Below are 24,918 nucleotides of genomic sequence, written 5' to 3' on the forward strand. Positions count from 1 at the left end.
GGATGTAAAACTAGCATGGGAGGATAATCATGAATGAGATCGATTGGGTAAGCATAACTCTTGCATTTTTAGGAGGGTTTGGACTATTTCTTTTTGGGATGGAATACTTAGGGCAAGGTTTACAAAAAGCATCTGGAAGTCGCATGAAGAATTTGTTAGGCGTTTTGACGAATAATAGGTTTTTAGGTGTTTTAGTAGGTGCAGGTGTTACAGCTCTTGTTCAGAGTTCATCTGCTTCAACAGTTATGGTTGTAGGCTTTGTAAATGCAGGACTTATGTCACTAAAACAAGCAGTTGGCGTAATTATGGGAGCAAATATAGGAACCACCACTACGGCTTGGATTGTATCATTAGGTGAATGGACAACTTATTTAAAACCATCTGTAATAGCACCTGTAGCCATTATTGTAGGGGTTATATTTACAATGTTTTCTAAGAAACAAAAATTAAGAACTATTGGAGAAATTTTATTTGGATTTGGGGCACTCTTTCTAGGACTTGAAATGATGAGTGGTGCGGCCAAGCCTCTTAGAAATTTAGAAGAAGTTAAAAATTTATTTATAGCACTAGGCAGCCATCCGTTTTTAGGTATTTTAACAGGAACTATTGTAACCGCTGTTATTCAAAGCTCTTCAGCTTCTGTAGGGATTCTTCAAGCACTGGCTACTGCAGCGCTCGTACCTTGGAATGCTGCAATTTATATTATTTTAGGACAAAATATAGGGACTTGTATTACAGCTATTTTATCAAGTATTGGTGCCAATAAAAATGCTAAAAGAGCAGCAGCTATTCACTTAATGTTTAATGCTATTGGGACTGTAATATTTGTTATTATTGCACTTATTAGTTTTGAGTTTATAGTTCCAGAGCTTGGCGCCGTTAATATTGAAGTTACACAAATTGGTATTGTCCATACTGTTTTTAATGTAGCCTGTACCGTATTATTATTCCCATTTGCAGGACTGCTCGTATACTTTGCTGAAAAGCTTATATCTGGTAAAGAAGATATATCTGAAGGCGAGCTTCAGCACCTTGATGAACGTATTTTAGAAACACCATCTTTTGCGGTAGGCAATGCGATCAAAGAAGTGGTTCGTATGGGAAATATGTCTGTTCAAAATGCAAAAGCGGCCATGGAGGCTTTATATAAAAAAGATTCTGCTAAAGTACAAGAAGTATTTGACAGAGAAAAGATTATTAATCAATTGCAGCACGGTATTAATCATTATTTAGTTAAGCTTTCAAACGCTAACCTTTCTGAGCAGGAACATAGCACTATTACAGGGCTTTTTCATACTGTAAGTGATATTGAACGTGTAGGTGACCATGCAGAAAATATAGCAGAGCTTGCACAGCTTCTTGTGAAAGAATCACAGGAGTTTTCAGAGGTAGCAGTTCAGGAACTTAAAGAGATTACAGATATATCTATTAAATGTTTTGAACTAGCACTGCAAGCTTATGAGTTTGATGACAAGACTATTGCAAAAAAAGCGCTGCCACTAGAGCAGACTGTAGATAAACTAGAAGAAGTATTACGTTCAAGACATATTAAGCGTCTTGCAGAAAACAAATGCAGCTCTACAGCTGGCGTTATATTTCTAGATGTAATCAGCAACTTAGAACGTATATCAGACCATGCATCCAATATTGCAATGACTATACTAGATGAAAATAAATCACTTACAACAGAGGATATGGATCTATCGGCGATACTCGAATAAAAATTTTAACAAACACTCTACTGGGAAATACCTATGTAGGGTGTTTTATATTTATTAAAAAGTTGTATAAACTTACTTGTAAGGATTTATACTATTTAAAAGTCCATGCTTTTAGCGTGAGTATGTTGATGATAAAAATTTATATTATAAATTTGTAAAAATACCATTGATTTATATGGAAAAATTGTATAAAATAGAACCATGGGACATAAAGTAAGTATGTGGGATAAAAGTGTTCCCAAGGAGTATGACAATGCAAAATACTGTATACGCATTAGAAAAACTACTTCCGGAGGCAATTAGGTTGTTTAAGGAGAGATATCTTCTTCTGCAAACAATATTAGAATGTGGGCCAATAGGCAGAAGGGGTCTTGCTTCAATACTGGATCTTTCAGAAAGAACCATTAGAAAAGAAGTGGATGTACTTACAGAACAGGGACTTATACACATTTCACATCTTGGCATAGTAATTGCGGAAGAAGGCGAAAAACTACTAGATACACTCTACCTTCCGCTTCAAATGTTAGAAGAGTTTTCAGCGTTAGAGAAGGATGTAAGTGCATTATTAGATTTAAAGCAAGCTATTATTGTTAAAGGTAATGTAGATACAAATGAAGAGGTCAAAAATAAGCTTGGTAGGGCTTGTGCAAGCGTACTTAGTTCCGTTTTAAAGGACGATACCACCATGGCTATAACGGGTGGAACAACGATTTTTAAGATGGTTGAATCCATGCCTAAACAGCATTATCACTATAAAAACCTTATGGTTATACCTGCTAGAGGCAGTGTAGGCAATAAAGCTGAGTTTCAGGCTAATACTGTAGCAGTTGAGCTGGCTAAGCGGTTAGGCGCTGACTATGAACTTTTGACAATTCCTGACAATCTCAGTACGCAGTCTATTAATTTAATTAAAAGTGAGCCACAAATACAAAAAATATTGCAAAAAATAGCAAAAACAGATATTATAATATTTGGAATAGGCAATGCAATGAAAATGGCTACACGCAGAAAAGAGTCTGAAGAGGTATTAAATATACTGACACAAAAGCAGGCGACAGCTGAAGCTTTTAGACATTATTTTGATGCCAAAGGACAAGTCGTTTATGCGACACAGTCTATAGGTGTTGCACCAGATATTGCCAGAACTATTCCTATAAAAATAGCAGTGGCAGGTGGTGTATCTAAGGCAAACGCTATTTTAGCCACAAGAGCATTACTAAAGAATAGTTACCTTATACTTGATGAGGCAGCTGCAAGAGAAATTGTTAAAAAAATGACGCATGATATTTAAAAAAGTAAAGTGATAATCAAATGTATTTGGTATCATATCGCTATAGGCAGTACATACTATTTAATGGCGATTTGAATATAAATTTAAAAGAAATCTCAAGGAGGAACCAATAATGGCTGTAAAAGTAGCAATTAATGGATTTGGACGTATCGGACGTCTTGCATTTAGACAAATGTTTGGTGCACAAGGATATGAAGTAGTAGCAATCAATGATTTAACAAATGCTAAGACACTCGCACACTTATTAAAATATGACTCAGCTCAAGGCAGATATGGCAAAGCAGTAGAAGCAACTGAAGATTCAATCGTAGTAGACGGTAAAGAAATTAAAATTTACGCAGAAAGAGACCCTAAAAACTTACCTTGGGGAGATCTTGCAGTAGATGTTGTACTTGAGTGTACAGGATTCTTTGCAGATAAAACTAAAGCAGAAGCTCATATTACAGCAGGTGCTAAAAAAGTTGTTATTTCTGCACCAGCTACAGGAGATCTTAAAACTGTAGTATTCAATGTAAATCATGATATCTTAGATGGTTCAGAAACAGTTATTTCAGCTGCTTCTTGTACTACAAACTGTTTAGCACCTATGGCTAAAGCTCTTAACGATTTAGCTGCAGTAGAAAAAGGTTTCATGACAACTATCCATGCTTACACAAACGATCAAAATACATTAGATGGTCCTCACGGCAAAGGTGATTTAAGACGTGCTAGAGCTGCGGCTGCTAACATCGTTCCTAACACAACAGGTGCTGCAAAAGCTATCGGTCTTGTTATTCCAACACTTGCTGGTAAATTAGACGGAGCTGCTCAACGTGTACCAGTTATCACTGGTTCTATTACAGAACTTGTTGCAGTTGTTAATGGAAAAATAACTAAAGATGATGTTAATGCTGCTATGAAAGCTGCTGCAAATGATTCATTTGGTTACACAGAAGAGGAATTAGTATCTTCAGATATCATTGGTATCACATACGGTTCTTTATTTGATGCAACACAAACAAAAGTGACAGATCTTGGAGATAAAACTTTAGTTAAAGTTGTTTCTTGGTATGACAATGAAAATTCATACACTAGCCAAATGGTTAGAACTATTAAATATTTCGCTGAAAACAGTAAATAAGATTTACTGAGTAAATAAGATTTACTAAGCAAATAAGGTGTAAATTACTCAACTAAAAAAGATCCATAATGGGTCCGGTCTTGTAGGTTAGACTATAGGGCTGGGCCCTTTTTGATTATAAAATATTATTTATTTTCGGAAGGAGATTATTAAAATGTTAAATAAAAAAACAGTAGAAAACTTACAAGGCCTTGCTGGTAAAAAAGTACTCGTACGCTGCGACTTTAACGTACCTCTTAAAGAAGGCGTAATCCAAAATGAAAACCGTATCGTAGGGGCACTTCCAACGATTAAAAAATTAATGGAACAAGGGGCAAAAGTAATCCTTTGCTCTCACCTTGGTAAACCAAAAGGAGAAGCTAAACCAGAGCTTTCACTGGCACCAGTTGCAGAAAGTCTTTCTAAACATTTAGGCACAGCGGTTAAATTTGCTGATGATAACGAAGTTGTAGGTGCTGCTACAAAAGCTATGGCAGCTGAACTACAGAATGGTGAAGTGATGCTTCTTCAAAACACGCGTTATAGAGCAGAAGAAACAAAATATGGTAAAGATGAAGCAGCTGAGGGCTATGCAAAAGAACTTGCAGCGCTTTGTGATAATGAAGTATTTGTAAATGACGCTTTTGGTACAGCTCATCGTGCACACTGCTCAAACGTTGGTGTAACAAAATTCACTAAAGAAAATGCAGTAGGTTACTTAATGGAAAAAGAAATCAAATTCCTTGGAGAAGCTGTAGAAAATCCAGTGCGTCCTTTCGTAGCCATTCTTGGTGGTGCCAAAGTTTCAGATAAAATCAATGTTATTAACAACCTGCTTGAAAAAGTAGATATACTTATTATTGGTGGAGGAATGGCTTACACATTCCTTAAAGCACAAGGACAAGAAATTGGTGGTTCACTTCTTGAAGAAGATAAAATGGACTACGCACTAGAGATGATCAAAAAAGCAGAAGCTAAAGGCGTAAAACTTTTACTGCCAGTTGACCATGTTATCGGAAAAGAATTTTCTAATGATACAGAGTTCAAAACAGTAGAAACGATTGAAGCGGGTTGGTCAGGATTTGATATTGGTCCAAAAACAATCGCTCTTTACATGGAGGCTTTAAATGGTGCTAAAACAGTAGTTTGGAACGGACCGATGGGTGTATTTGAATTCTCAAACTTTGCAGAAGGTACGCTAAAAGTAGCAGAAGCTCTTGCAAACTTAGAAGGCGCAACGACTGTAATCGGTGGCGGAGACTCTGTAAATGCTGTTAAACGTTTAGGTTTTGCAGATAAAATGAGCCATATTTCAACAGGAGGCGGTGCAAGTCTTGAGTTCTTAGAAGGTAAAGAACTTCCAGGAGTAGCAGCAGCTGATAACAAATAATTCTATCTATTTATCTATTAGTGCAGCTTAAATCTCCCACTTTTTCAAGTGGGAGTATTATGAGATTATTCTACTTATAGATTTCACATTTTAGGTTTAATTTCTTCACGAGGTTATTTAATGTGAAATCATTCTGAGAAACAATTTTTAGTAAATGAATAACTTAAATTTATAGATTGTTTCTCTATATAAAATACAATTAAAAGGAGAAAGATCATGCGTAAAAAAATCGTAGCAGGTAATTGGAAAATGAACATGTCTCCAGCAAAAGCTGTAGCACTTATTGGGACTTTAAAAGATAAAATTAATGTGACAGATGTAGATGTAGTTGTATGCCCTCCTTACGTGGCACTTCCAGCGGTATTAGAAGCTGTTAAAGGAACTAACATTCAAGTTGGTGCACAAAATATGTATTTTGAAGAAAGCGGCGCTTATACAGGAGAAATTGCACCTGATATGCTCGTAGAGCTTGGTGTTAAATATGTTATCATTGGTCACTCAGAAAGAAGACAATACTTCGCTGAAACAGATGTAACAGTTAATAAAAAAGTTAAAAAAGCTATTGAACATAAGTTAGTACCTATCCTTTGTGTGGGTGAGAGCTTAGAAGAAAGAGAACAAGGTATTACAATTGATCTTGTACGTCTTCAGACAAAAGTAGCACTTAAAGATGTAGCGGCTGAAGATGCAAAAGGCGTAGTTATAGCGTATGAACCTATTTGGGCAATAGGTACAGGCAGAACAGCTACATCAGCTCAGGCAGAAGAAGTATGTAAAGCTATAAGAGAAGTTGTAGCTGAAATATACAGCCAGGAAGTAGCAGATGCAGTAAGAGTACAATACGGCGGTTCTGTAAATGGAGCTAATGCTAACGAGTTATTTAACATGGGAAATATCGATGGTGGTTTAGTAGGTGGCGCAAGTCTTAAAGAAGAATTTGTCTCTATTGTAAACTACTAAGATTTAAAGGAGAAAAATAATGAGCAAACAAACAACGTTGCTGTTAATACTCGATGGATTCGGTATTAACGATAAATGTGAAGCCAATGCAATATGCGAAGCCAACAAGCCTCACATAGATCGTATTATGAAACAGTATCCTACTGTAAAAGGTTATGCAAGTGGGATGGCAGTAGGTCTTCCAGATGGACAAATGGGTAACTCAGAAGTGGGACACCTTAATATGGGCGCAGGCCGCACTGTTTATCAAGAACTTACACGTATTACAAAAGCTATTCAGGATGGGGACTTTTTTACAAATAAAGCCCTAAGTGAAGGCATGCAAAAGTGTAAAGATAAGGGCACTGCACTGCACTTATTCGGACTTCTTTCTGATGGCGGGGTACACAGCCATATTACACATGTTTATGGACTTTTAGAAATGGCTAAAAAAATCGGCTTAACAAAAGTTTATTTACATCTATTCTTAGATGGACGTGACACACCGCCTACATCTGGCAAAAGCTATGCCGAAAGCTTAGTGGCTAAGATGCAGGAGATTGGCGTAGGTGAAGTGGCAACAGTATCAGGCAGATACTATGCAATGGACCGTGACAACAGATGGGACCGTGTAGAAAAAGCTTATAATGCTATAGCATATGGCCAAGGTGAAGAGGCATCTGACGCAGTAGCTGCTATTGCAGACTCTTATGCTAAAGACGTAAATGATGAGTTTGTACTGCCAACAGTTATTACTAAAGATGGTGCGCCAGTAGCTAAACTTTCAGAAAATGACACAGCGATCTTCTTTAACTTTAGACCAGACAGAGCCCGTGAGCTTACAAGAGTATTCTGTGATCCAGAGTTTAGTGGTTTTAAAAGAGACAGAATCCCTGTACATTTTGTAACTTTTACGCAGTATGATATTACTATTCCAAATAAAGAAGTTGCTTTTGCACCTCAAACTTTATCAAACACTTTTGGAGAGTATTTAGCGCAGTGCGGCAAAACACAGCTGCGTATTGCTGAAACAGAAAAATATGCACATGTTACATTCTTCTTTAATGGTGGCGTAGAAGAGCCTAATCATGGAGAAGAAAGAAAACTCATTCCATCGCCTAAAGTTGCAACCTATGATCTTAAACCAGAGATGAGTGTTTTCGAGGTAGCTGATGCACTTGAAGAATCTATTAGATCAGGTCAATATGATGTGATTGTAGCAAACTTTGCAAATCCAGACATGGTAGGACATACAGGTATCATGTCAGCTGCTAAAGCAGCTATAGAAGCAGTGGATAAGGCGGTAGGGCAGGTAATTACAGCTATTGAAGAAACAAATGGCTATGCCTTTATCTGTGCAGACCACGGCAATGCAGAGCAAATGATTGATTATACAAATAATGAACCATTTACAGCACATACAATTAATCCTGTACCCTTTGTCCTTGTGAATTACAAAGAGGGTGTAACGCTTAAAGAAGGCGGCAAGCTTGCAGATATAGCGCCAACACTTCTTGAGATGATGGGAATGGATAAACCAGCAGAAATGACTGGGGAGTCTTTACTTCAAAAGTAGCAATATAGCAATATGAATTACAATCTAAAAGATTAAAAATAGTGCGTCATGTCTTATATAAAGGCTGATGCGCTATTTTTTATTAAATTAAAGGGGTAATGGAGTATTAAATGTTACTGGCAAACGGGCCGCGAGGGGGGGGGAGGATAGCTATACTCCCCCTCTTGCGGACGTTGTCAAGGAACTGCATCCACAGTTATTCTTTTTTAGCATTATCAAAAACAGATGTAAAAACAGAGAAATACTTAAACAATTTATTGAAATTATACCTTGATATAAGTTTGTAAATATGTCAACATATAGATATAAGAAATAGCTCATACAAGTGTAGCGATGATTTTCTTAAGAAGTCAGTTAAAAGCAGGAATAAGTAAACACTTATGATGCATAAATTGGCTTTAATGCGGTAAAAATAGTTTAGAATATTAAACAGAAATGGGAGGCTTTGATTATGAAGGGATATATTGAAATTCTAGATGTATTTGCAAGAGAAGTATTAGACTCTAGAGCGAACCCCACTATAGAAGTTGAAGTTGTTGTAGAAGGTGACTATGTTGGACGTGCAATTGTACCATCTGGCGCATCAACTGGAGAAAGAGAAGCCATTGAACTTAGAGATGAAGATGCTTCAAGATATGGTGGTAAAGGTGTTAAAAAAGCAGTAGATAATGTGAATAAAATCATTGCCGAAAGTATTATTGGGATGAATGCTATTGATCAAAGTACAATAGACCAAATGATGATCGATCTAGATGGCACACCTACCAAATCAAAACTTGGTGCAAATGCTATTTTAGGAGTATCTATGGCGGTAGCCAAAGCTGCTGCAAAAGCACTTAAACTGCCATTATATCAGTATCTAGGCGGGATTAATGCAAAAGTACTTCCAGTGCCTATGATGAATATATTAAATGGCGGACAGCATGCAGATAATACAGTTGACCTTCAAGAATTTATGATTATGCCAGTAGGTGCAGTATCTTTTAGTGAAGCCCTTAAAATGTGTGTAGAGGTTTATCATACCCTTAAAAAGGTGCTTAATGGCAGAGGACTTGCAACCGGTGTTGGCGATGAAGGTGGATTTGCCCCAGACCTTTCAACTGCAGAAGAGGTATTAACGCTTATTGTAGAAGCTATTCAAAAAGCAGGCTATACCCCAGGTGAACAAATAGCCATTGCATTAGATTCTGCTGCATCAGAGTTATATAATGCAGAGGATGGCAAATATTATTTTGAAGGCGAAAGCAAAATGGCAGGCCAGCAAATTGTAAGAACATCAGAAGAAATGGTAGACTACTATGAAAACCTTACAGAGAAATTCCCTATTATTTCTATAGAAGATGGTGTAGGAGAAAACGACTGGATAGGCTGGGAGCTTCTTACAAAAAGACTTGGCAAGAAAGTTCAGTTAGTTGGAGATGACTTATTTGTAACAAATACTGAGATTTTAGAAAAAGGTATCCAAAAACAAATTGGTAATTCGATTCTTATCAAAGTTAATCAAATTGGTACCCTTACAGAAACTTTTAATGCCATTGAAATGGCTAACCGAGCAGGATATACAGCCGTTGTATCTCATCGTTCAGGAGAATCGGAAGATGATACAATAGCAGATATTGTAGTTGCTGTTAATGCTGGACAGATTAAAACAGGTGCACCTGCACGATCAGACAGAACAGCTAAATACAACCAGCTTCTTCGTATCGAAGAGCAATTGGGAGATGTTGCGCAGTTTAAAGGCAAAAAATCTTTCTTTAATCTTAATCAATAATTATTTATTAAAATATATGGGTTTAGGACTTCCTAAGCCCAATTTTTATTCTTTTTAAACGGGTTATACAAAAACACATTTATAGGTTGAGCTATACAGGTTATACATATAATGGATAATGACTAATTAGTCAATGTGTTGGTATTCGTCAAGGAATAAACTTAAAAATATATAAAATATTGTTAATTGTTTTATCAAGTAGCTTATTATATAATAAATACGATTAAATAAATAAAGATGGGGGAAGCTAAAATGAATGAAGAAAAATTTCAGTCAGGTGAACAAGAAAGAGACCTTCTAGATGGAGGATTTGCCGTAGTTGATAGAGAAAAAATTATAGAAGAAGAAACAAGAGAGATTACACCTTGGTATATGCATTTTGTTAATATATTTTCATCACCTAAAAAGATGATGGAAGAAAATTTTTATCATGAACCACCACAAGGTATGGCTATAGGCATTATAGGTTCTATTTTATTTACAGTTATAGCGACATTACTTACTTTTATAAATCCTGTTATGAAACAAACGCTATATGATCAGTTTAGGATGAGCGGCATATCAGAAGAGATGATAGGTCAAAGATATGCCATGACACAAATATCAGGGATCATAGCAGCAGTTGTTATGATATTTGTAAGTGCTTTTTTAACAGCCTTGCTTATTCAAATAGTAAAAGCTATTGTAAAAGATAAAGGAAAATTTGGCTCTTTATTTGTAGTTGCGCTTTTTTCACAAATGGTTGGAAGTGCGGTGATGTGTGTAGATAAATTAATTGCGTTCTTTATTCCTACAGCACATACTGTTTTAGGCCTGCCTATTTTATTAGATGAAGATATGTTAGCTGGGAATATTGCATTAAATGTAATTGCTCAACTCTTAAGCCTTCCAGCGATCTGGGCACTTGTTATATTAGTTATTGGCTACTCTGTCGTAACAAGAACCAGTATTAAAAAAGGTATAGGGGTTGTTGTATGTGTGCAAACCTTTTTTACCTTAGTAGGGATTGGGCTGGCTTATGTCGGACAGATGATGATGCAAAATAGTTTTAATGGTATGTAAGTTTATTGCTTTTTTTATGACTCTATGATATGATAAGGAAAGATGTGTAAACATTACAGTTTGAAGGAGGCTTTAAACTATGGACATAGTAAAAATAGTTTTAACTGTGATCTATGTAATTGCAGCACTTGCAATTATTACAGTTGTTTTACTTCAAGAAGGTAAATCAGCAGGACTTGGTTCTCTAGGCGGAGGGACAAGCAGCAGCAATAATAGTTATTGGGATAAAAACAAAAAACATAGTTTAGAAGGTAAGTTTGAAAGATGGACTAAGGCTACAGCAGCTCTTTTTGTAATTCTTGCATTAGTACTTATGATTCTGAACTAATAAAAAGTGCACTTTACATTGTCAATGTAAGGTGTATTTTTTTATCAAAATATATTTTATCTTAAAAAAAATAGTACACTATGGTATAATGATTATTATTAGTTTAAAGAGTAATTCAAACTATAATCGGGTATAATAGCTATAAATAAATTTATGAATATGATGAAAAATAACACTATGAGTATGACTTTATAAAAGAAAAGAGTTGATCTTATGAGAAATGAAGAAAACCAATCTAAGACACCCACAAGAAAACAAATCTTAATTGATATGATGAAACACCCAAGTTATGTACCACTTAAAATTAAAGAGATTATGACAATACTCCAAGTTCCGCCGGCTGATAGACCAGAGCTCGAAGAAATGCTGGGAGAGCTTATTAAAGAAGGTAAAGTGATAAGGACTAAAAGAGGCAAGTTTGCTGTGCCGCAAACTTTTAATCTCGTATCGGGAACTTTTCAAGGACATCCTAAAGGATTTGGTTTTTTAATACTTGATGAAGATGAGAAAGATATCTTTATTCCTGCATCAGGGGTAAATGGTGCTATGCATAAAGATAGAGTTATGTGCAGAATTACAAAACAACCGACATCCGAGAAACGGGCAGAAGCAGAAATTATTGAAATTCTTCAAAGAGGTCCAGAAAGTTTAGTCGGCACTTATCAAGAGAGCGAAAATTTTGGTTTTGTTGTGCCTGATGATCAAAAATATTCAAGAGATGTTTTTATTCCAAAAAAACTTTCTAAGGGTGCAGTTTCAGGACATAAAGTACTTGTTCAAATTACGAATTGGGCAGAAGAACGCAGAAATCCAGAGGGACAAATATTATCAGTTCTTGGACATGTTAATGATCCGGGGGTAGATATTCTTTCTATTATTTATCAATATGATCTACCAAGAGAATTCTCAAAAGAAGTGATGGACGAAGTAGAAAACATTCCAACCGAGGTACCAGAGCAAGATAAAAAGGGGAGAACAGATTTAAGAGCCCTTCAGATGGTAACAATTGATGGAGAAGATGCTAAGGATTTAGATGATGCTATTTCTATAGAAAGATTAGATAACGGGATGTATCGTTTAGGCGTACATATTGCTGATGTAACGCACTATGTGAAAGAGAAACATCCGTTAGATGATGAAGCGCTTGAGCGGGGCACAAGTATCTATCTGGTTGACAGAGTTATCCCTATGCTGCCACATAAACTAAGTAATGGCATTTGTTCTTTGAATGCAGGGGTGGATAGACTTGCCTTAACATGTATGATGGATATTGACTCCCATGGAAATGTACAAAGCCATCAAATTATGGAAACAGTTATCAAGATTGATGAACGTATGACTTATACAAATGTTAAAAAGATATTAATTGATGAAGACGAGGCGCTTAAAGAGCGTTACAAAGATTTTATTCCTATGTTTGAAAGCATGAGAGACCTTGCGGATCTACTGCGTAAAAGACGTATGAAACGTGGTTCGATAGACTTTGACTTTGAAGAAACAAAAATTATTCTTGATAAAGACGGTACACCTATAGAAATCAAACCTTATGACAGAAACGTGGCAACCCGTATTATCGAGGAGTTTATGCTTATATGTAATGAGACAATTGCAGAGGATTACTTCTGGCAAGAAAAACCTTTTGTTTACCGTAGCCATGAAGATCCAGATCCAGTGAAAATATTGGCACTTACAGAATTCATTAATAACTTTGGTTATAATATCAAGGGTGCTGCTCAAAAGGTACATCCAAAAGATATGCAGAAAATACTGGATGATATAGCAGATAAGCCAGAAGAAAGCATCATCAGTCATCTGCTTCTTCGCTCGATGAAGCAGGCCAGATATACTGCAGAATGTAATGGGCATTTTGGACTTGCCGCACGTTATTACTGCCATTTTACATCACCTATCAGAAGATATCCGGATCTTCAGATTCATCGTATTATTAAATACAATCTACATCATCAGCTTACTGGTAAAAAGGAAGCTGTACTGTTTGAGAGAATGCCAGAGGTGGCTAAGCAATCCTCAATGCGTGAAAGACGTGCAGAAGAAGCTGAAAGAGAAACCATTAAACTTAAAAAAGTTGAATATATGGAACAATTTGTTGGACAGTTATTTAGAGGAGTTATTACAGGTACAACTTCTTGGGGTGTTTATGTAGAACTTCCTAATACAGTAGAAGGACTTGTTCATGTGAATGAGATGGCAGATGATTATTATATTTATGATGAGGCAGGCCATAGATGGATCGGGGATCGTACAAAACAAATCTACCGTTTGGGAGATAAGGTCTATGTACAGGTGCTAAAAACAGATACTATCACAAGATCAATAGATTTTAGATTAGTAAGTGAAGAAGAATTTAATAAGCAAGAACTTGATAAACAAGAGCAATAAAACTTTTAAAAAGCCAGCTGACTTTAGCCACCACTAAAGTCAGCTGGCTTTTGGTAAGACTGGCTTTAGTTACCAGCTATCTTTAAAATAGATTTTCTAAGCAATCTATAGTATAATGCCAAGAGGGACTGGTATAGAAAAATGACATAGTAAGAATCAAATAGATAAGTTAAGGAGACAACATGAAGCAATATAAAGACAAAAGCCATAGGCGGCAATATTATAAAGATGCAGTATTTATTATGACACTTATAGCGCTTATAGGCGTAGCGATGCTGGTAAAGCCAAAGCCAAAGCCTATTGTGCAAAAAGATATAGAAAAAGTAATAGGGATACCGTATACAATTGATACGATACCAGAGTCTGGAAAAAGGCCTGGCAGACATAGAAAAATTAAATATATTGTAGTACATAACACAGCCAATGAAACAAGTGACGCAAGAAGTGAAAGAAATTACTTAACCAATATAACGAACACTTCAGATACTTCATGGCATATTGTAGTAGATGAGCGTGAGATTATAGAAGCTATCCCCCTTAATGAAGTTGCTCACCACGCGGGTTCATCAGTCGGAAATGAATATGGAATCGGGATAGAGATTTGTGAATCAGGCAATTACGAACAGTCAGAAGAAAATGCAATTAAGCTTATTGCTTATCTTATGAAATACTATAAAATACCGCTTTCAAGGGTTACAACACATCAACATTTTAGTGGTAAAGCCTGTCCTAGACTTATTCTTGAAAACTGGGATGCATTTATAGATAAGGTTGAAAAAGAGTTTAGAGGCTACTAATTATTAACAAGGGAATTGAAGGGAAGAGGGGTACTTGTATTGTCATTATGTTTTTTAATCCTTTATAATGGAGGAGAGGAATCTAAAAAATCGACGTCAATTATAGGACGACTAGGAGGACTTTCGATATGACAATGCAAAAAAGTATCATTTATCTATTAGTTTCAGCGATTATATTTACAATGTTTCCGACGATCAGCTATAGCGCATCAGATAATAGAATTACAAAGGTAGTAACAGTGGGCGTAGATGAAGTAATTGAAGCCCAAGGGGCTCCCCGTTTAGTGATAGATTTAAAAGATGAACTAGAACCCGAAGATACTTTCTATTTGATACTAGAAGGTGCTGAATGGGCAGTAGGAACTGGCATCAATGAAATTATAGGTGAAATACAAGGGATGCCCTTTTCTGAGAGTATGCCACGATTAGAGACTTTAAAAATAAATCATAAAGAGCTTCAGATAAGAGTTAAGGACGCAATGATTTTTGCGGGTGTGAGTTTGAGGATCCCGCTGCATACACAGATCAAAGAAGCTGTGGCTACGGTTAGGATTAATAATAATAATACAGCTGTAAGCGCAAATACCCATAGTTTTGCAAAGTCAATGGACTATAGGGGAAAAGTTACATCAGATAAAGTAAGCACTGCAACAAGAGATAGTGTGATGGCTGATTTAGTGATTGAAGAGCCTTATTCACAAGCTTTTCATAAGGCGATGTTAAATCATAAAAGAAATACTATTCAAATGGTTTTAAATTCTAATGACTATGAGTTTGTCCTTGATATGCCATCGCTTGGAGTGCCTAAATTACAGGGTATTAAAGGTTTTGATACAATAACCGGAGGCAGTCAAAATTTAAGAAAGATTGATGCACAGACTTTAGAACTTACATTACCGGACCTTAGTAGTGTGCAATCTACAGGGGGATTTGTTTTAAGCGGGGTAGGGCTTAAGACGACCAACCAAACACCAGCACAGGGAATGGTTACTGTTAACTTACAAGGGGATCTGATCTTTAATACAACTGTAAATGTACTTAAAGTTGTGGATTATGGTATTGACCTTATAGCAGCAAAGATGGAGGAGACGGTAGCGGGTAAATCTAAAAATGTCACTTTTACCCTTGAAGAAAAAGTGCATCAGTCTTTAATCCGAGAAAGACTTACTACTTTTACTTTTACGAAGGGTGCACGGGTTAGATTAGGGCAAGATAATAGAGTTGAGGTTACCTTAAATGGCACCAAGATGCTGTATTATCCTATTATGCAAAATGGCAAGGCAGTAGGTTTTGAAGTACCACAGTTATCAGGAACTACAATGAAGTATCAATTTGAACTCCCCCTTGATTTACCGTCATCTACAGAAGGCGAAATAGAAGTGATAGCAGATGGCAGGTCTTTAATCAATACGCTCTCGGCAAGTATTCTTGAAGTTAAGCCTGCTGCACGGGTTACAATGTCACCTATGCATCTAAGACTGGGACTTAAAGATCAAAGAGGGGGTAAAATTACTATAACTGAGACGGCAAAAGGCGAAATCAGGCAAGATACCCACCTGTTTATTAAAATAGAAGACAGTCAGGTTATCTTTACACATCCTCCACTAGTTCAGGTAATAGCTGGAGATATTAGGCTAGGCAGTGCAAAAATAGTCCCTGGAGGTATAGAAATACCCGTTACCAGAAGATCAAATAGTGCATCTATCATAGAAATCAAAGATTTCTTAGTAACTGTCAATCAAATGGTAGCAGAAGGGACCTATACGGCAGAAGTTGGGGGACCAGCTTTATCTGATTTTACATCAAGCTCAGATATAGATCCAGTGATGCAGGGGGCTTTTATGATTATCAGTAAAGACGGCGCACCGGTTGTAAAAGAGCAGGTAACCTTTAAAATAGGTGAAGCTGCTTATACAGTCGGAGGACAGAAAAAAGCAATGGATGCACCTCCCTATATTAAAAATGGGCGCACTATGCTGCCGATCAAATATGTAGCTTATGCGCTGGGGATTGACCCAGGTAATGTTATGTGGAATGGTACTACACGGACAGTAACGGTGGTGGGGGATCAGGTGATAGCGCTTAAAATAGGAAGCAGTATTATGCATATAGATGGCGTAGCAAAGCAAATGTCGGCACCGCCAGAGATATATCATGACAGAACTTTTGTGCCCGTAGCAGAAATTACAAGGGCACTGGGCGTTGAAACAAAATGGGATGAAGTGCTTAGAATGGTTATATTTAATTAGGTTTAAAAAAATAGGGCTAGGCACAACATCAAATATAGAAAAATAGAGAGGGTGAAGTAACTTGCAAAATATAGGCGCTTATTTAAATGAAGTGAACATTCTTTCTATTATCGTAAGGCTTGTATTGGCGTGCCTGTGTGGGGGGATTATTGGTTTTGACCGTATCAAAAAAAGAAGACCAGCAGGCTTAAAGACACATATTCTCGTATGTATAGGGGCAACTCTTGCGATGATTACCAATCAATATATTTTCAATGTCTACGGTGAGATTGTAGATCCAGCAAGGCTTGGAGCCCAAGTAATAAGCGGAATAGGTTTCTTAGGTGCAGGAACAATTATTGTAACGGGCAGGCAGCAGATTAGAGGACTTACCACAGCAGCAGGGCTTTGGGCCTCAGCGACGATGGGACTTGCAATAGGTATTGGCTTCTATTCTGCAGCAATCATCGGATGTATTTTTATCTTTATCGTTATGACTGTGGTACAAAAAGTAGATAATATGATTGTAGCAAAATCGCCAATTTTAGAAATTTATATGGAGTTTTCAAATATTGAAAATGTAAGGGTATTTATTGATCTGACAAAAACTTATGAGTTGAAGATACTCGGTATTCAGCTCACAGAGCCAAGTAAATACAACGCTCAAGGGGTAGGGGCTCTGTTGACGATTCAAACTTCCCATAATGAGAACCATGCCGATATTATGGCACTACTGCGAAGTTTAGACGGTGTGCTTAACGTAGAAGATGTTGCACAGATATAGAAGAAGCTAAAGGAATCCAAAAGAAGGATATCTATTCAAGGTATCCTTCTTTTGGTTCTTTTTAAATTTACATATAATTTTGTTAATAATAATAGATTTCCATTGATATTTGTTATTATATATGATATGTTTAAAATATGAAATAAGCATAATAATAAATGTAATTAATAGATGTAATGATGAATATTTTGAAATGGGAGGAATTAAAATGAAAGTCGTTGTTGTAGGATGTACCCATGCAGGCACAGCTGCTGTTGTTAATATTAAAGCACTCTATAAAGACTGTGATGTGACAGTGTATGAAAGAAATAATAATATCTCATTTTTATCTTGTGGTATTGCCCTTAATGTAGGAGGTGTTGTAGAAGATTCTCAAAAATTATTTTATAATTCGCCTGAAGGGCTTGTTAAGCTTGGTGTAAAAACCCGAATGGAGCATGATGTACTAGACATAGATTTTAAAAGCAGGACTTTGAAAGTTAAAAATTTAACTAATGGTGAAGTGTTTGAAGATCACTATGATAAGTTAATCCTTACACTGGGCTCATGGCCGGTAATCCCGCCGATAGAAGGGATAGATCAAGAGAACATTGTACTTTGTAAAAATTATAATCATGCGCAGACTATCATTCAAAAGACAGAGGAAGTTCAAAATGTGGTGGTAATAGGCGCAGGCTACATTGGTGTAGAGCTTGCAGAGGCTTTTGAGGTAAAAGGCAAGCAGGTTACACTTATTGATGCAGAAGAACGTATTATGAGTAAATATTTAGATGATGAATTTACAGACCTTGCAGAAAATGCGTTTATTAATCATGGCATAAAGCTTGCACTTAAAGAATCGGTTGTTAAGTTTGAAGGCGAACAAGGAAAAGTGACAAAAGTTATTACAGATAGGGCGAGTTATGATGCAGATCTGGTTGTGATGTGCATTGGGTTTGCACCTAATAGCGCTTTAGTCAAAGGAAAGATTGATACGTTGCCTAATGGGGCCATTCTTATTGATGACTATATGAGAACGAGTGAAAAGGATGTTTTTGCTGCAGGGGACTGCTGTGTGGTACGGTTTAACCCAGCGGGAGATTATCGTTATATTCCTCTTGCAACAAATGCGGTAAGAATGGGGACTTTGGTAGCTAAAAACCTTATGGAACCTAAGCTTAAGTATATGGGGACACAAGCTACATCAGGTATTAAGATTTATGAATATTGTATTGCTTCTACGGGTATGACTGAAGAGGTGGCAAGAGCAACTACAGATAGGGAGATCGACGCTGTAGTCCTTACAGATAACTATCGACCGGAGTTTATGCCGACTTTTGAAATGGCTACTGTTAAATTAGTTTATGATAAGTCTACAAGAAGGATCCTTGGGGGGCAGATTATTTCTAAGCAGGATTTGACCCAATTTATGAATACTTTATCTGTAGTTGTACAAAATAATATGACGATCGAAGAACTGGCTATGACAGATTTCTTTTTTCAACCCCACTTTAATAAGCCTTGGAGTCTGCTAAATGCAGCAGCGCTTAAGGCACTCTAAAAAAAGGAGCGGTGTATATGAGTGACGATTTAGATCAAGCGTTAAAGGATAAATTGACTAAGGTATGTATTTGTAAGGGGATTAGCCGTAAGGTAATTAAGGAAGCTATTAAGGATGGTGCGCATACCGTAGAAGCGGTGCAAAAGGTGACTGGTGCAGGAAGTGGTGGATGCAAGGGGAATAGGTGTACGCCGAAGATTAGGGAGCTGATTGAGAGTATGACGGAATAACGGATTGAGTGATTGTTCTTTGGTAAGGTTCGCAGGGGCGGCGGGGGCACTTTACGTCTCTCCCGCCTACCCACTGCCAAACCCGAGTCGAGCCGTAAAGTGCCCCCGCCCACCCTGCTAGGTTTTAGAAATGATAGAAATGCTATAAAGAGTTCCAATAATGGGACTCTTTAACTCTTGCAAATAAACGTATATGTGATATAATAGTCTATGCACCATCAAATAAGGGAAGGAAGAGCGAGTATGCCAAAGGATAAAAATGCATACAAATTAATAGCACAGAACAAAAAAGCTTATCATGACTATTTTATAGAAGAAACTTATGAAGCAGGTATTGTACTTGTCGGAACAGAAGTTAAATCTATTCGTCAAGGTGCTGGTTCTGTTAAAGAAAGCTTCATCAAGATCAAAGATGGAGAAGCTTATATCTTTAACATGCATATTAATCCGTATGATAAGGGAAACATATTTAATAAAGATCCTCTTCGTACCCGTAAACTTTTACTTCACAAAAGAGAAATCACTAAGTTAATTGGTGAAACAACTCAAAAAGGGATGACGATAGTACCCCTTAAGGTTTATATCAAAGGCAGTTTAGTCAAGATGGAGATCGGGCTTGCCCGTGGTAAGAAACTTCATGACAAACGCGATGATATTGCCAAGAAGGATGAACGTCGTCAGAACGAAAGAGAATTTAAGATCAAAAACTTATAGTCGCCATATAGTCGCATTGGCCGCGTCAAGTATACCGTAAGCCCCGCATTATAATAAGGGGGTGCAATGGTTTCGACGGGGGTCACGTCTATCGGGGCAGCCATCCGTAGTTTGCTGGAGTCTACGTAAAAAGCTGGCAAAATAGTAAACGCTGAAGATAATTTAGCAATCGCAGCCTAAGGGCAGCAGTCTCCCTAAGCCCCCCGCAGCTTAGACCGAGGCTTCGACTAGCGGGCCACTCTCCTGCCTAAGCTTTGCAGCAACGAGAGTAACCATGAAGCTACTGAAACTAAGAGTCCGCCTTTAGACGCTTAGCAGAGGGAATGTTAAAGAAAAGGCTATGATGGTAGAGACCACAATATCCGGGCTTTCGGACAGGGGTTCGATTCCCCTCACCTCCATGGTTATAACCCACGAATTTCTGACAACTTAGTTGGAATTCGTGGGTTGTTTGCATTTTAGAGGAAAAAAGTTTAGACTTAATAGTATAGAGCCGTACCACAAGTAAATATGATTATAAGACAAGTGCTTTGATTATCTGTGTAAGTTATAAAGAATAAGCAAAGAGCATGTTTTAAGTCAATTAAAAATAATTTTAGTAAGAATCTAATGCTATATGGAGTACATCTCATTTAGAAGTAGTATAAATGTTAATGTTTATGGAACTCATTAATTATCATGACTATCAGAAAAATATTAATTGGCATTAGTACAAGCTTGTTCTATGTGCTAAGTATTCCTCGAAAAATTTCTTGTTTTAATAAATTTAATTAAGCAGAATACCACTGTTACATAAATTTTAGATTTAGGAGTAGGCAAAAACCTTGTAGTACCTGAGTTATAAATGAAAATGGACAATGCCAATAGATATTTTAAATATATTAAGGGCAGTGTTACACATATGAAAAAGAGGATTTATAAATGATTAATTATGAGATGATTTGTACAAAAATATTACAAGATAATGGGCCTTTGCTTGGCAGTGAGTTGCAAGAATACTTAATTTCAAAGACAGGAGTAACAGAAAACAATGCTCGGCAAGTAATATATCGATTGAAGAATAACAACAGCTTACTTACTACAGAACCAGTAAAATTCACTAGAAATCAAGTGATTTATTTCCTTCCCAAACAAAATATTCGAAATAAACTTAGGGAGGTAATTCCTGACCATGCTCAAACAATTCATAGAGTATACCAAGCACTAATTGAGCAAGATGGATTTCTTCATTGGTCTGAATTTGTAAAAATTTCAGCGGGCGTATTTAATAGTGAACAAGTTAAGGATAATAAACATAAAACTGTAGAAAAAATTTTTAATGATATGCTCAGACTTAAGCTTGTAAAACCAATTAGAAAATTTAATCATGATAGTTTTGTTATTGCCCATGAAGGTTGGGTCCCTTTAATAAATACAAATGAGATAAAGCTTGAGGAAAGACTAAGAGATTTGGCATTTGGAAAACAATTTACAGGAGAACTACTTCGGTGGATAGAGAGAATGAATATAGCGGGGTGGAATTCCACACATGTAGCAAAAGAAGACGATGATGAAAAAGGAATCAATGGATATTATTGGGATGCATATGGATTTTCATATTTATGGGGATTATATGAATCTAAGAATGACTCTATATTTAGTCCAACAGAGGAAAAAACTGGCTCACTAATTGTAATTGAGTCTGTATTATATCGTGAAATGAGAATGTATGATGTATCAGGGTTTATTGCGCGCATAAGTGTGTTGTATGGGAAATTGAAAACAAAAAATAATTTCAGAATAATTCCCATTTGTTTTGTTCAATCCATTGATGAGGATGCTTTGAAAGCTGTTCGAAAACGCGGCATTATGATTGTTTCAGTTACTGAGGTGTTTGGAACTAAAATAGCAGAAGCTTTAAAAATGGTTAGAATCCTTGATCCTAGAAATGTCGATGCAGAAGCGTTAGCTGGGATACTAGCTGCAGCAGATCAAAGTGGACATGATGGCAAATTCGGCTCGCTGAAAGGTTATGTATTCAACTTTCTTATAGCTTCAATTTTTAGTAATCAAGGATACAGTAGTGTGAAAATTGGTGTTAAATATGATAGCAATGGGGATAGATGTGAGTGTGATATTGTAATATCAGTTGATGATGATTATCTTATTGTATGTGAAACAAAAGGATATAACGAAGGAACATTGATTGAATTAGGTGATACTGACAAAGAGGCTGATACTGTAAAAAAGTTTTTTGAGAAGACCTGCACAATTGTTGAATCAGAGACTGGTAAGAAAGTCTTACCATTATTCATTACTTCGGGAGATTTCACAGAAGATGCTTTAAATTATATGAGTGAAATTAGTAAAAGAAAAAAAATCATAAGGCTATTGCAGGAGAAAAATTTTCCCAAGAGTATTTATTTGAATAGAGGAATGCTAATGGATTTTTTCAGCAACAAACAAATATATACAGAGCATAAAAAGGTATTAAAAGAGTTCTTTAGAAAGCATAAAAGTCCAAATCAGTCTTAAAACAGATACTAATGCTAGAATAAAAAATAGACACAGAAAACTGAGTATAGTTATAAAAAAAATAACTAATAGAACGATATATCTTTAAGCGACAAAAAATTTTGATGAAAATTTAAAGTCTATATAGTAAAACCAGTCGTAGAAAAAGGTAAAAAAGTAGCTGAAGTATTTCCAGATTCTTAATTTATTCTATCAACAGATGAAAAAGACAAATCAAGTTTTCTAGAGTTTAAATTTATGCAGCATAATAAATCAGTTAAAACCTTCAATGTGCATGATGAGTATATTGATAAATACTTAATAAGTATAAAAGCTAAGATCTTAAGTTTAGTTCAATACATATTATCAGTTGCAGCTTTGATATTTTAGGGAAGACATACAAATATAATTATTGGAGATAGCAAAATGTCTATATAATATATAAGCTGAGGGACTTATCAAAATAAGATTGTAAAAAATAAAAGGCGGCACAAGGAAATTTTAAAACTATGAGAAAATGTAAAATTAAATATTTGATGAATAAATAAGGAGGAAATGTCATGTCTAGAGCACACTTTTTTATTGAGGGTAGGTTAGCCAATTTATTAGGTGAAAGTTATTCTACCTGCGAATTAGCTTTAAAGGAGTTGATAGATAATGCGTGGGATGCAGATGCTAACAATGTATGGATAACATTGCCTGAAGATGGATTAAGTGAAAATTGTACTATTATAATACAAGATGATGGTTTAGGTATGACAGAAGATAGTATTAAGAAAGAATATTTACATATAGCTAGAGATAGGGTGAAAAGTAAGGGGCTCTATACTATAGAGAAAAAAAGAAAGGTTAAAGGTAAAAAAGGAATTGGAAAATTTGCAGGATTAACTTTGGCAGGAAAAATGAACTTAAATACCAAATCTAATGGTAGATGTGCAGAACTTATAATAGATAAAAGTAAACTTATAGATGTTGATATTAACTTAAATGAATTAGATATTAATATAGAGAATTGTAAGGTTGAACCTTTCGAGCATGGAACTACTATATACCTCAGTGAATTTAATCCTTCATTTATAATGCCTGGACTGGAAAAGCTAAAGAAAATACTTTTGCTTGAATATGGGAGAGAGCCGAATTTTAATATTTATATAAACGATAAAATTTTGTGTGTTGAAAATATTGGGGGAGAACATTTTCAGTTTAATCATTCCTTGGGAAAAAATAAGGATATTATATTAAATTTTAATATTACAGAAAAAAGGCTTAAGAAAAATGATTCTGGTATTGTTTTAAGAGTTTCAAATAAAATTATTGGACAACCTCAGTTCTGGGGCATTGAAGAAGATGAAAGTATACCTATGAAATTATTACATAAAGTGTATGGTGAAGTAGAAGCTAATTTTCTCTTGGAGTTTACTACTAACTCATGGGGAATACTTGAAAACACACGAGATTATCAAGAACTAAAGGCATTTATATGTGAAAAGGTAACTACGGAACTTCATAAAAAATTTAAAGAGGAAATAAAGATTCAAACAAAAAATATAGAAAAAAAATTAGAATTACAATTAAGCAGATTACCAGAAAATCGTAGAAAATATGCTTCAAAAAGAATAAAAAATATCCTAAAAAATTTTTATGGAGAGAGTGAAGCGAAAATAGACATTATAATTAATGTAATGATAGAGGCCTTAGAGAAGGATATCTACTTTGACATTATAGACAACATAAATATAGCAAGTGAACAGGATGTACATACTTTTGCAGAAGCTCTAAATGAATTTGGTTTAGCAGATGTTGGAATAATAGCTCAACAAGCAAAGACTAGACTAAAATTTCTCGACTATTTACAAAAGCTTGTAAATAAAAAAGATACTTTAGAAAAGGATATTCACAAGGCAATTGAACAAAACATGTGGATATTTGGATATGATTATAATATGATGGGTTCCAATGTTACTACTGCATCAATTATTGATAAGTTTTATAATAAGCACTTTACAGGAAATAGAGCTAATAAAAGACCTGACCTACTTTTAAACAAAGGATACAAGAATGCTTATCTTTTAATCGAATTTAAGAGACCATCTATTAAGATTGAAAGAGTGCACGAGATGCAAGCACTTGAATACAGAGATGATTTAAAAGAATTTATTCGTAATGCTGTTATAGATATTATAGTTTTAGGAGGTACTGTAAACTCTAATATTCTCGATGACACTCAGAATTTAAAGCTCATGTCATTTGATGAACTTATTGCGGAAGCACGAACACAACTAGAATGGTTAATAGATGAACTTAAAAGAGTATAAAGAATAAGTATTCTCAGTTGAAGTGATTTTTAATACGATAATACGTTTTAACTTTATTAAAAGAGTTTATAAAAACGAACGAGTGTTCTTCATAAAGATATATTATATATAAGATAGGTAAAAAAGCAATGTTTTCAAGCCTATTTCAAATACAGAAAAAGAGTAATAAGGATAAGTCTTTCGCTTAAGATTTAATCCCTATTACTCTTTTTTGTTTCTTATAATCTGCTTAGCCTTTAA

The 24,918-nt window shown here is 35.7% G+C and carries 18 protein-coding genes and 1 other RNA gene; all 19 read left to right on the forward strand.

Features of this window, described 5'->3' with window-relative positions; genetic code table 11:
* Positions 1–29 precede the first annotated feature (29 nt).
* The 19 genes from BN3326_RS17230 (at position 30) to BN3326_RS17320 (ending at position 24,678) form a co-directional block, all read left to right on the forward strand.
* On the forward strand, positions 30–1,721 hold the full coding sequence (locus BN3326_RS17230) for a Na/Pi cotransporter family protein (protein ID WP_083258881.1): 1,692 nt from the start codon (positions 30–32) through the stop codon (positions 1,719–1,721).
* Between the two features lie 253 nt (positions 1,722–1,974).
* Positions 1,975–3,012, forward strand: coding sequence for a sugar-binding transcriptional regulator (locus tag BN3326_RS17235; protein WP_070000502.1), 1,038 nt, complete (start codon positions 1,975–1,977; stop codon positions 3,010–3,012).
* Positions 3,013–3,124: 112 nt separating this feature from the next.
* Positions 3,125–4,132: a type I glyceraldehyde-3-phosphate dehydrogenase gene (gene gap, locus BN3326_RS17240; protein WP_070000503.1), complete on the forward strand. Its 1,008-nt coding sequence runs from the start codon at positions 3,125–3,127 to the stop codon at positions 4,130–4,132.
* Positions 4,133–4,286: 154 nt separating this feature from the next.
* Positions 4,287–5,501, forward strand: coding sequence for a phosphoglycerate kinase (locus tag BN3326_RS17245; protein WP_070000504.1), 1,215 nt, complete (start codon positions 4,287–4,289; stop codon positions 5,499–5,501).
* A gap of 213 nt (positions 5,502–5,714) precedes the next feature.
* Positions 5,715–6,461: a triose-phosphate isomerase gene (gene tpiA / locus BN3326_RS17250; RefSeq protein WP_070000505.1), complete on the forward strand. Its 747-nt coding sequence runs from the start codon at positions 5,715–5,717 to the stop codon at positions 6,459–6,461.
* Between the two features lie 19 nt (positions 6,462–6,480).
* Positions 6,481–8,016, forward strand: coding sequence for a 2,3-bisphosphoglycerate-independent phosphoglycerate mutase (gene gpmI / locus BN3326_RS17255; RefSeq protein WP_070000506.1), 1,536 nt, complete (start codon positions 6,481–6,483; stop codon positions 8,014–8,016).
* Between the two features lie 451 nt (positions 8,017–8,467).
* Positions 8,468–9,787 (forward strand): phosphopyruvate hydratase, encoded by a 1,320-nt coding sequence (gene eno, locus BN3326_RS17260; RefSeq protein WP_070000507.1) that lies wholly within the window; start codon positions 8,468–8,470, stop codon positions 9,785–9,787.
* 252 nt (positions 9,788–10,039) lie between these two features.
* Positions 10,040–10,849, forward strand: a complete 810-nt coding sequence (locus BN3326_RS17265) for a YIP1 family protein (RefSeq protein ID WP_070000508.1) — start codon at positions 10,040–10,042, stop codon at positions 10,847–10,849.
* Between the two features lie 79 nt (positions 10,850–10,928).
* Entirely contained in the window at positions 10,929–11,177 is a 249-nt protein-coding gene (secG, locus tag BN3326_RS17270; RefSeq protein WP_070000509.1) for a preprotein translocase subunit SecG, read from the forward strand.
* Positions 11,178–11,390: 213 nt separating this feature from the next.
* Positions 11,391–13,577 (forward strand): ribonuclease R, encoded by a 2,187-nt coding sequence (rnr, locus tag BN3326_RS17275; RefSeq protein WP_070000510.1) that lies wholly within the window; start codon positions 11,391–11,393, stop codon positions 13,575–13,577.
* A 182-nt stretch (positions 13,578–13,759) separates the two neighbouring features.
* Positions 13,760–14,374 carry a peptidoglycan recognition protein family protein gene (locus BN3326_RS17280; RefSeq protein WP_070000511.1) on the forward strand — a complete coding sequence of 205 codons (615 nt, stop codon included), beginning with the start codon at positions 13,760–13,762 and terminating at the stop codon, positions 14,372–14,374.
* A 128-nt stretch (positions 14,375–14,502) separates the two neighbouring features.
* Positions 14,503–16,623, forward strand: a complete 2,121-nt coding sequence (locus tag BN3326_RS17285) for a copper amine oxidase N-terminal domain-containing protein (protein WP_070000512.1) — start codon at positions 14,503–14,505, stop codon at positions 16,621–16,623.
* Positions 16,624–16,684: 61 nt separating this feature from the next.
* Positions 16,685–17,386: an MgtC/SapB family protein gene (locus tag BN3326_RS17290; RefSeq protein WP_070000513.1), complete on the forward strand. Its 702-nt coding sequence runs from the start codon at positions 16,685–16,687 to the stop codon at positions 17,384–17,386.
* 208 nt (positions 17,387–17,594) lie between these two features.
* Positions 17,595–18,926 carry an FAD-dependent oxidoreductase gene (locus BN3326_RS17295; RefSeq protein WP_070000514.1) on the forward strand — a complete coding sequence of 444 codons (1,332 nt, stop codon included), beginning with the start codon at positions 17,595–17,597 and terminating at the stop codon, positions 18,924–18,926.
* Between the two features lie 17 nt (positions 18,927–18,943).
* On the forward strand, positions 18,944–19,156 hold the full coding sequence (locus BN3326_RS17300; RefSeq protein WP_070000515.1) for a (2Fe-2S)-binding protein: 213 nt from the start codon (positions 18,944–18,946) through the stop codon (positions 19,154–19,156).
* Between the two features lie 243 nt (positions 19,157–19,399).
* Positions 19,400–19,870, forward strand: a complete 471-nt coding sequence (gene smpB / locus BN3326_RS17305; protein WP_070000516.1) for an SsrA-binding protein SmpB — start codon at positions 19,400–19,402, stop codon at positions 19,868–19,870.
* 57 nt (positions 19,871–19,927) lie between these two features.
* Positions 19,928–20,274, forward strand: a transfer-messenger RNA (tmRNA) gene (gene ssrA / locus BN3326_RS17310).
* Positions 20,275–20,791: 517 nt separating this feature from the next.
* Positions 20,792–22,384 carry a hypothetical protein gene (locus tag BN3326_RS17315; protein WP_070000517.1) on the forward strand — a complete coding sequence of 531 codons (1,593 nt, stop codon included), beginning with the start codon at positions 20,792–20,794 and terminating at the stop codon, positions 22,382–22,384.
* 539 nt (positions 22,385–22,923) lie between these two features.
* Positions 22,924–24,678 (forward strand): ATP-binding protein, encoded by a 1,755-nt coding sequence (locus tag BN3326_RS17320; RefSeq protein WP_070000518.1) that lies wholly within the window; start codon positions 22,924–22,926, stop codon positions 24,676–24,678.
* The last annotated feature ends 240 nt before the right edge of the window (positions 24,679–24,918 follow it).

Source organism: Cellulosilyticum sp. I15G10I2 (assembly GCF_900095725.1).
Classification (GTDB): Bacteria; Bacillota; Clostridia; order Lachnospirales; family Cellulosilyticaceae; genus FMMP01.

What these genes read in the sequence shown, in the direction of transcription:
- BN3326_RS17230 (WP_083258881.1), top strand. Translation starts at nt 30, where the DNA reads ATGAATGAGATCGATTGGGTAAGCATAACTCTTGCATTTTTAGGAGGG.
- BN3326_RS17235 (WP_070000502.1), top strand. Translation starts at nt 1,975, where the DNA reads ATGCAAAATACTGTATACGCATTAGAAAAACTACTTCCGGAGGCAATT.
- gap (WP_070000503.1), top strand. Translation starts at nt 3,125, where the DNA reads ATGGCTGTAAAAGTAGCAATTAATGGATTTGGACGTATCGGACGTCTT.
- BN3326_RS17245 (WP_070000504.1), top strand. Translation starts at nt 4,287, where the DNA reads ATGTTAAATAAAAAAACAGTAGAAAACTTACAAGGCCTTGCTGGTAAA.
- gpmI (WP_070000506.1), top strand. Translation starts at nt 6,481, where the DNA reads ATGAGCAAACAAACAACGTTGCTGTTAATACTCGATGGATTCGGTATT.
- eno (WP_070000507.1), top strand. Translation starts at nt 8,468, where the DNA reads ATGAAGGGATATATTGAAATTCTAGATGTATTTGCAAGAGAAGTATTA.
- BN3326_RS17265 (WP_070000508.1), top strand. Translation starts at nt 10,040, where the DNA reads ATGAATGAAGAAAAATTTCAGTCAGGTGAACAAGAAAGAGACCTTCTA.
- secG (WP_070000509.1), top strand. Translation starts at nt 10,929, where the DNA reads ATGGACATAGTAAAAATAGTTTTAACTGTGATCTATGTAATTGCAGCA.
- rnr (WP_070000510.1), top strand. Translation starts at nt 11,391, where the DNA reads ATGAGAAATGAAGAAAACCAATCTAAGACACCCACAAGAAAACAAATC.
- BN3326_RS17280 (WP_070000511.1), top strand. Translation starts at nt 13,760, where the DNA reads ATGAAGCAATATAAAGACAAAAGCCATAGGCGGCAATATTATAAAGAT.
- BN3326_RS17285 (WP_070000512.1), top strand. Translation starts at nt 14,503, where the DNA reads ATGACAATGCAAAAAAGTATCATTTATCTATTAGTTTCAGCGATTATA.
- BN3326_RS17295 (WP_070000514.1), top strand. Translation starts at nt 17,595, where the DNA reads ATGAAAGTCGTTGTTGTAGGATGTACCCATGCAGGCACAGCTGCTGTT.
- BN3326_RS17300 (WP_070000515.1), top strand. Translation starts at nt 18,944, where the DNA reads ATGAGTGACGATTTAGATCAAGCGTTAAAGGATAAATTGACTAAGGTA.
- smpB (WP_070000516.1), top strand. Translation starts at nt 19,400, where the DNA reads ATGCCAAAGGATAAAAATGCATACAAATTAATAGCACAGAACAAAAAA.
- BN3326_RS17315 (WP_070000517.1), top strand. Translation starts at nt 20,792, where the DNA reads ATGATTAATTATGAGATGATTTGTACAAAAATATTACAAGATAATGGG.
- BN3326_RS17320 (WP_070000518.1), top strand. Translation starts at nt 22,924, where the DNA reads ATGTCTAGAGCACACTTTTTTATTGAGGGTAGGTTAGCCAATTTATTA.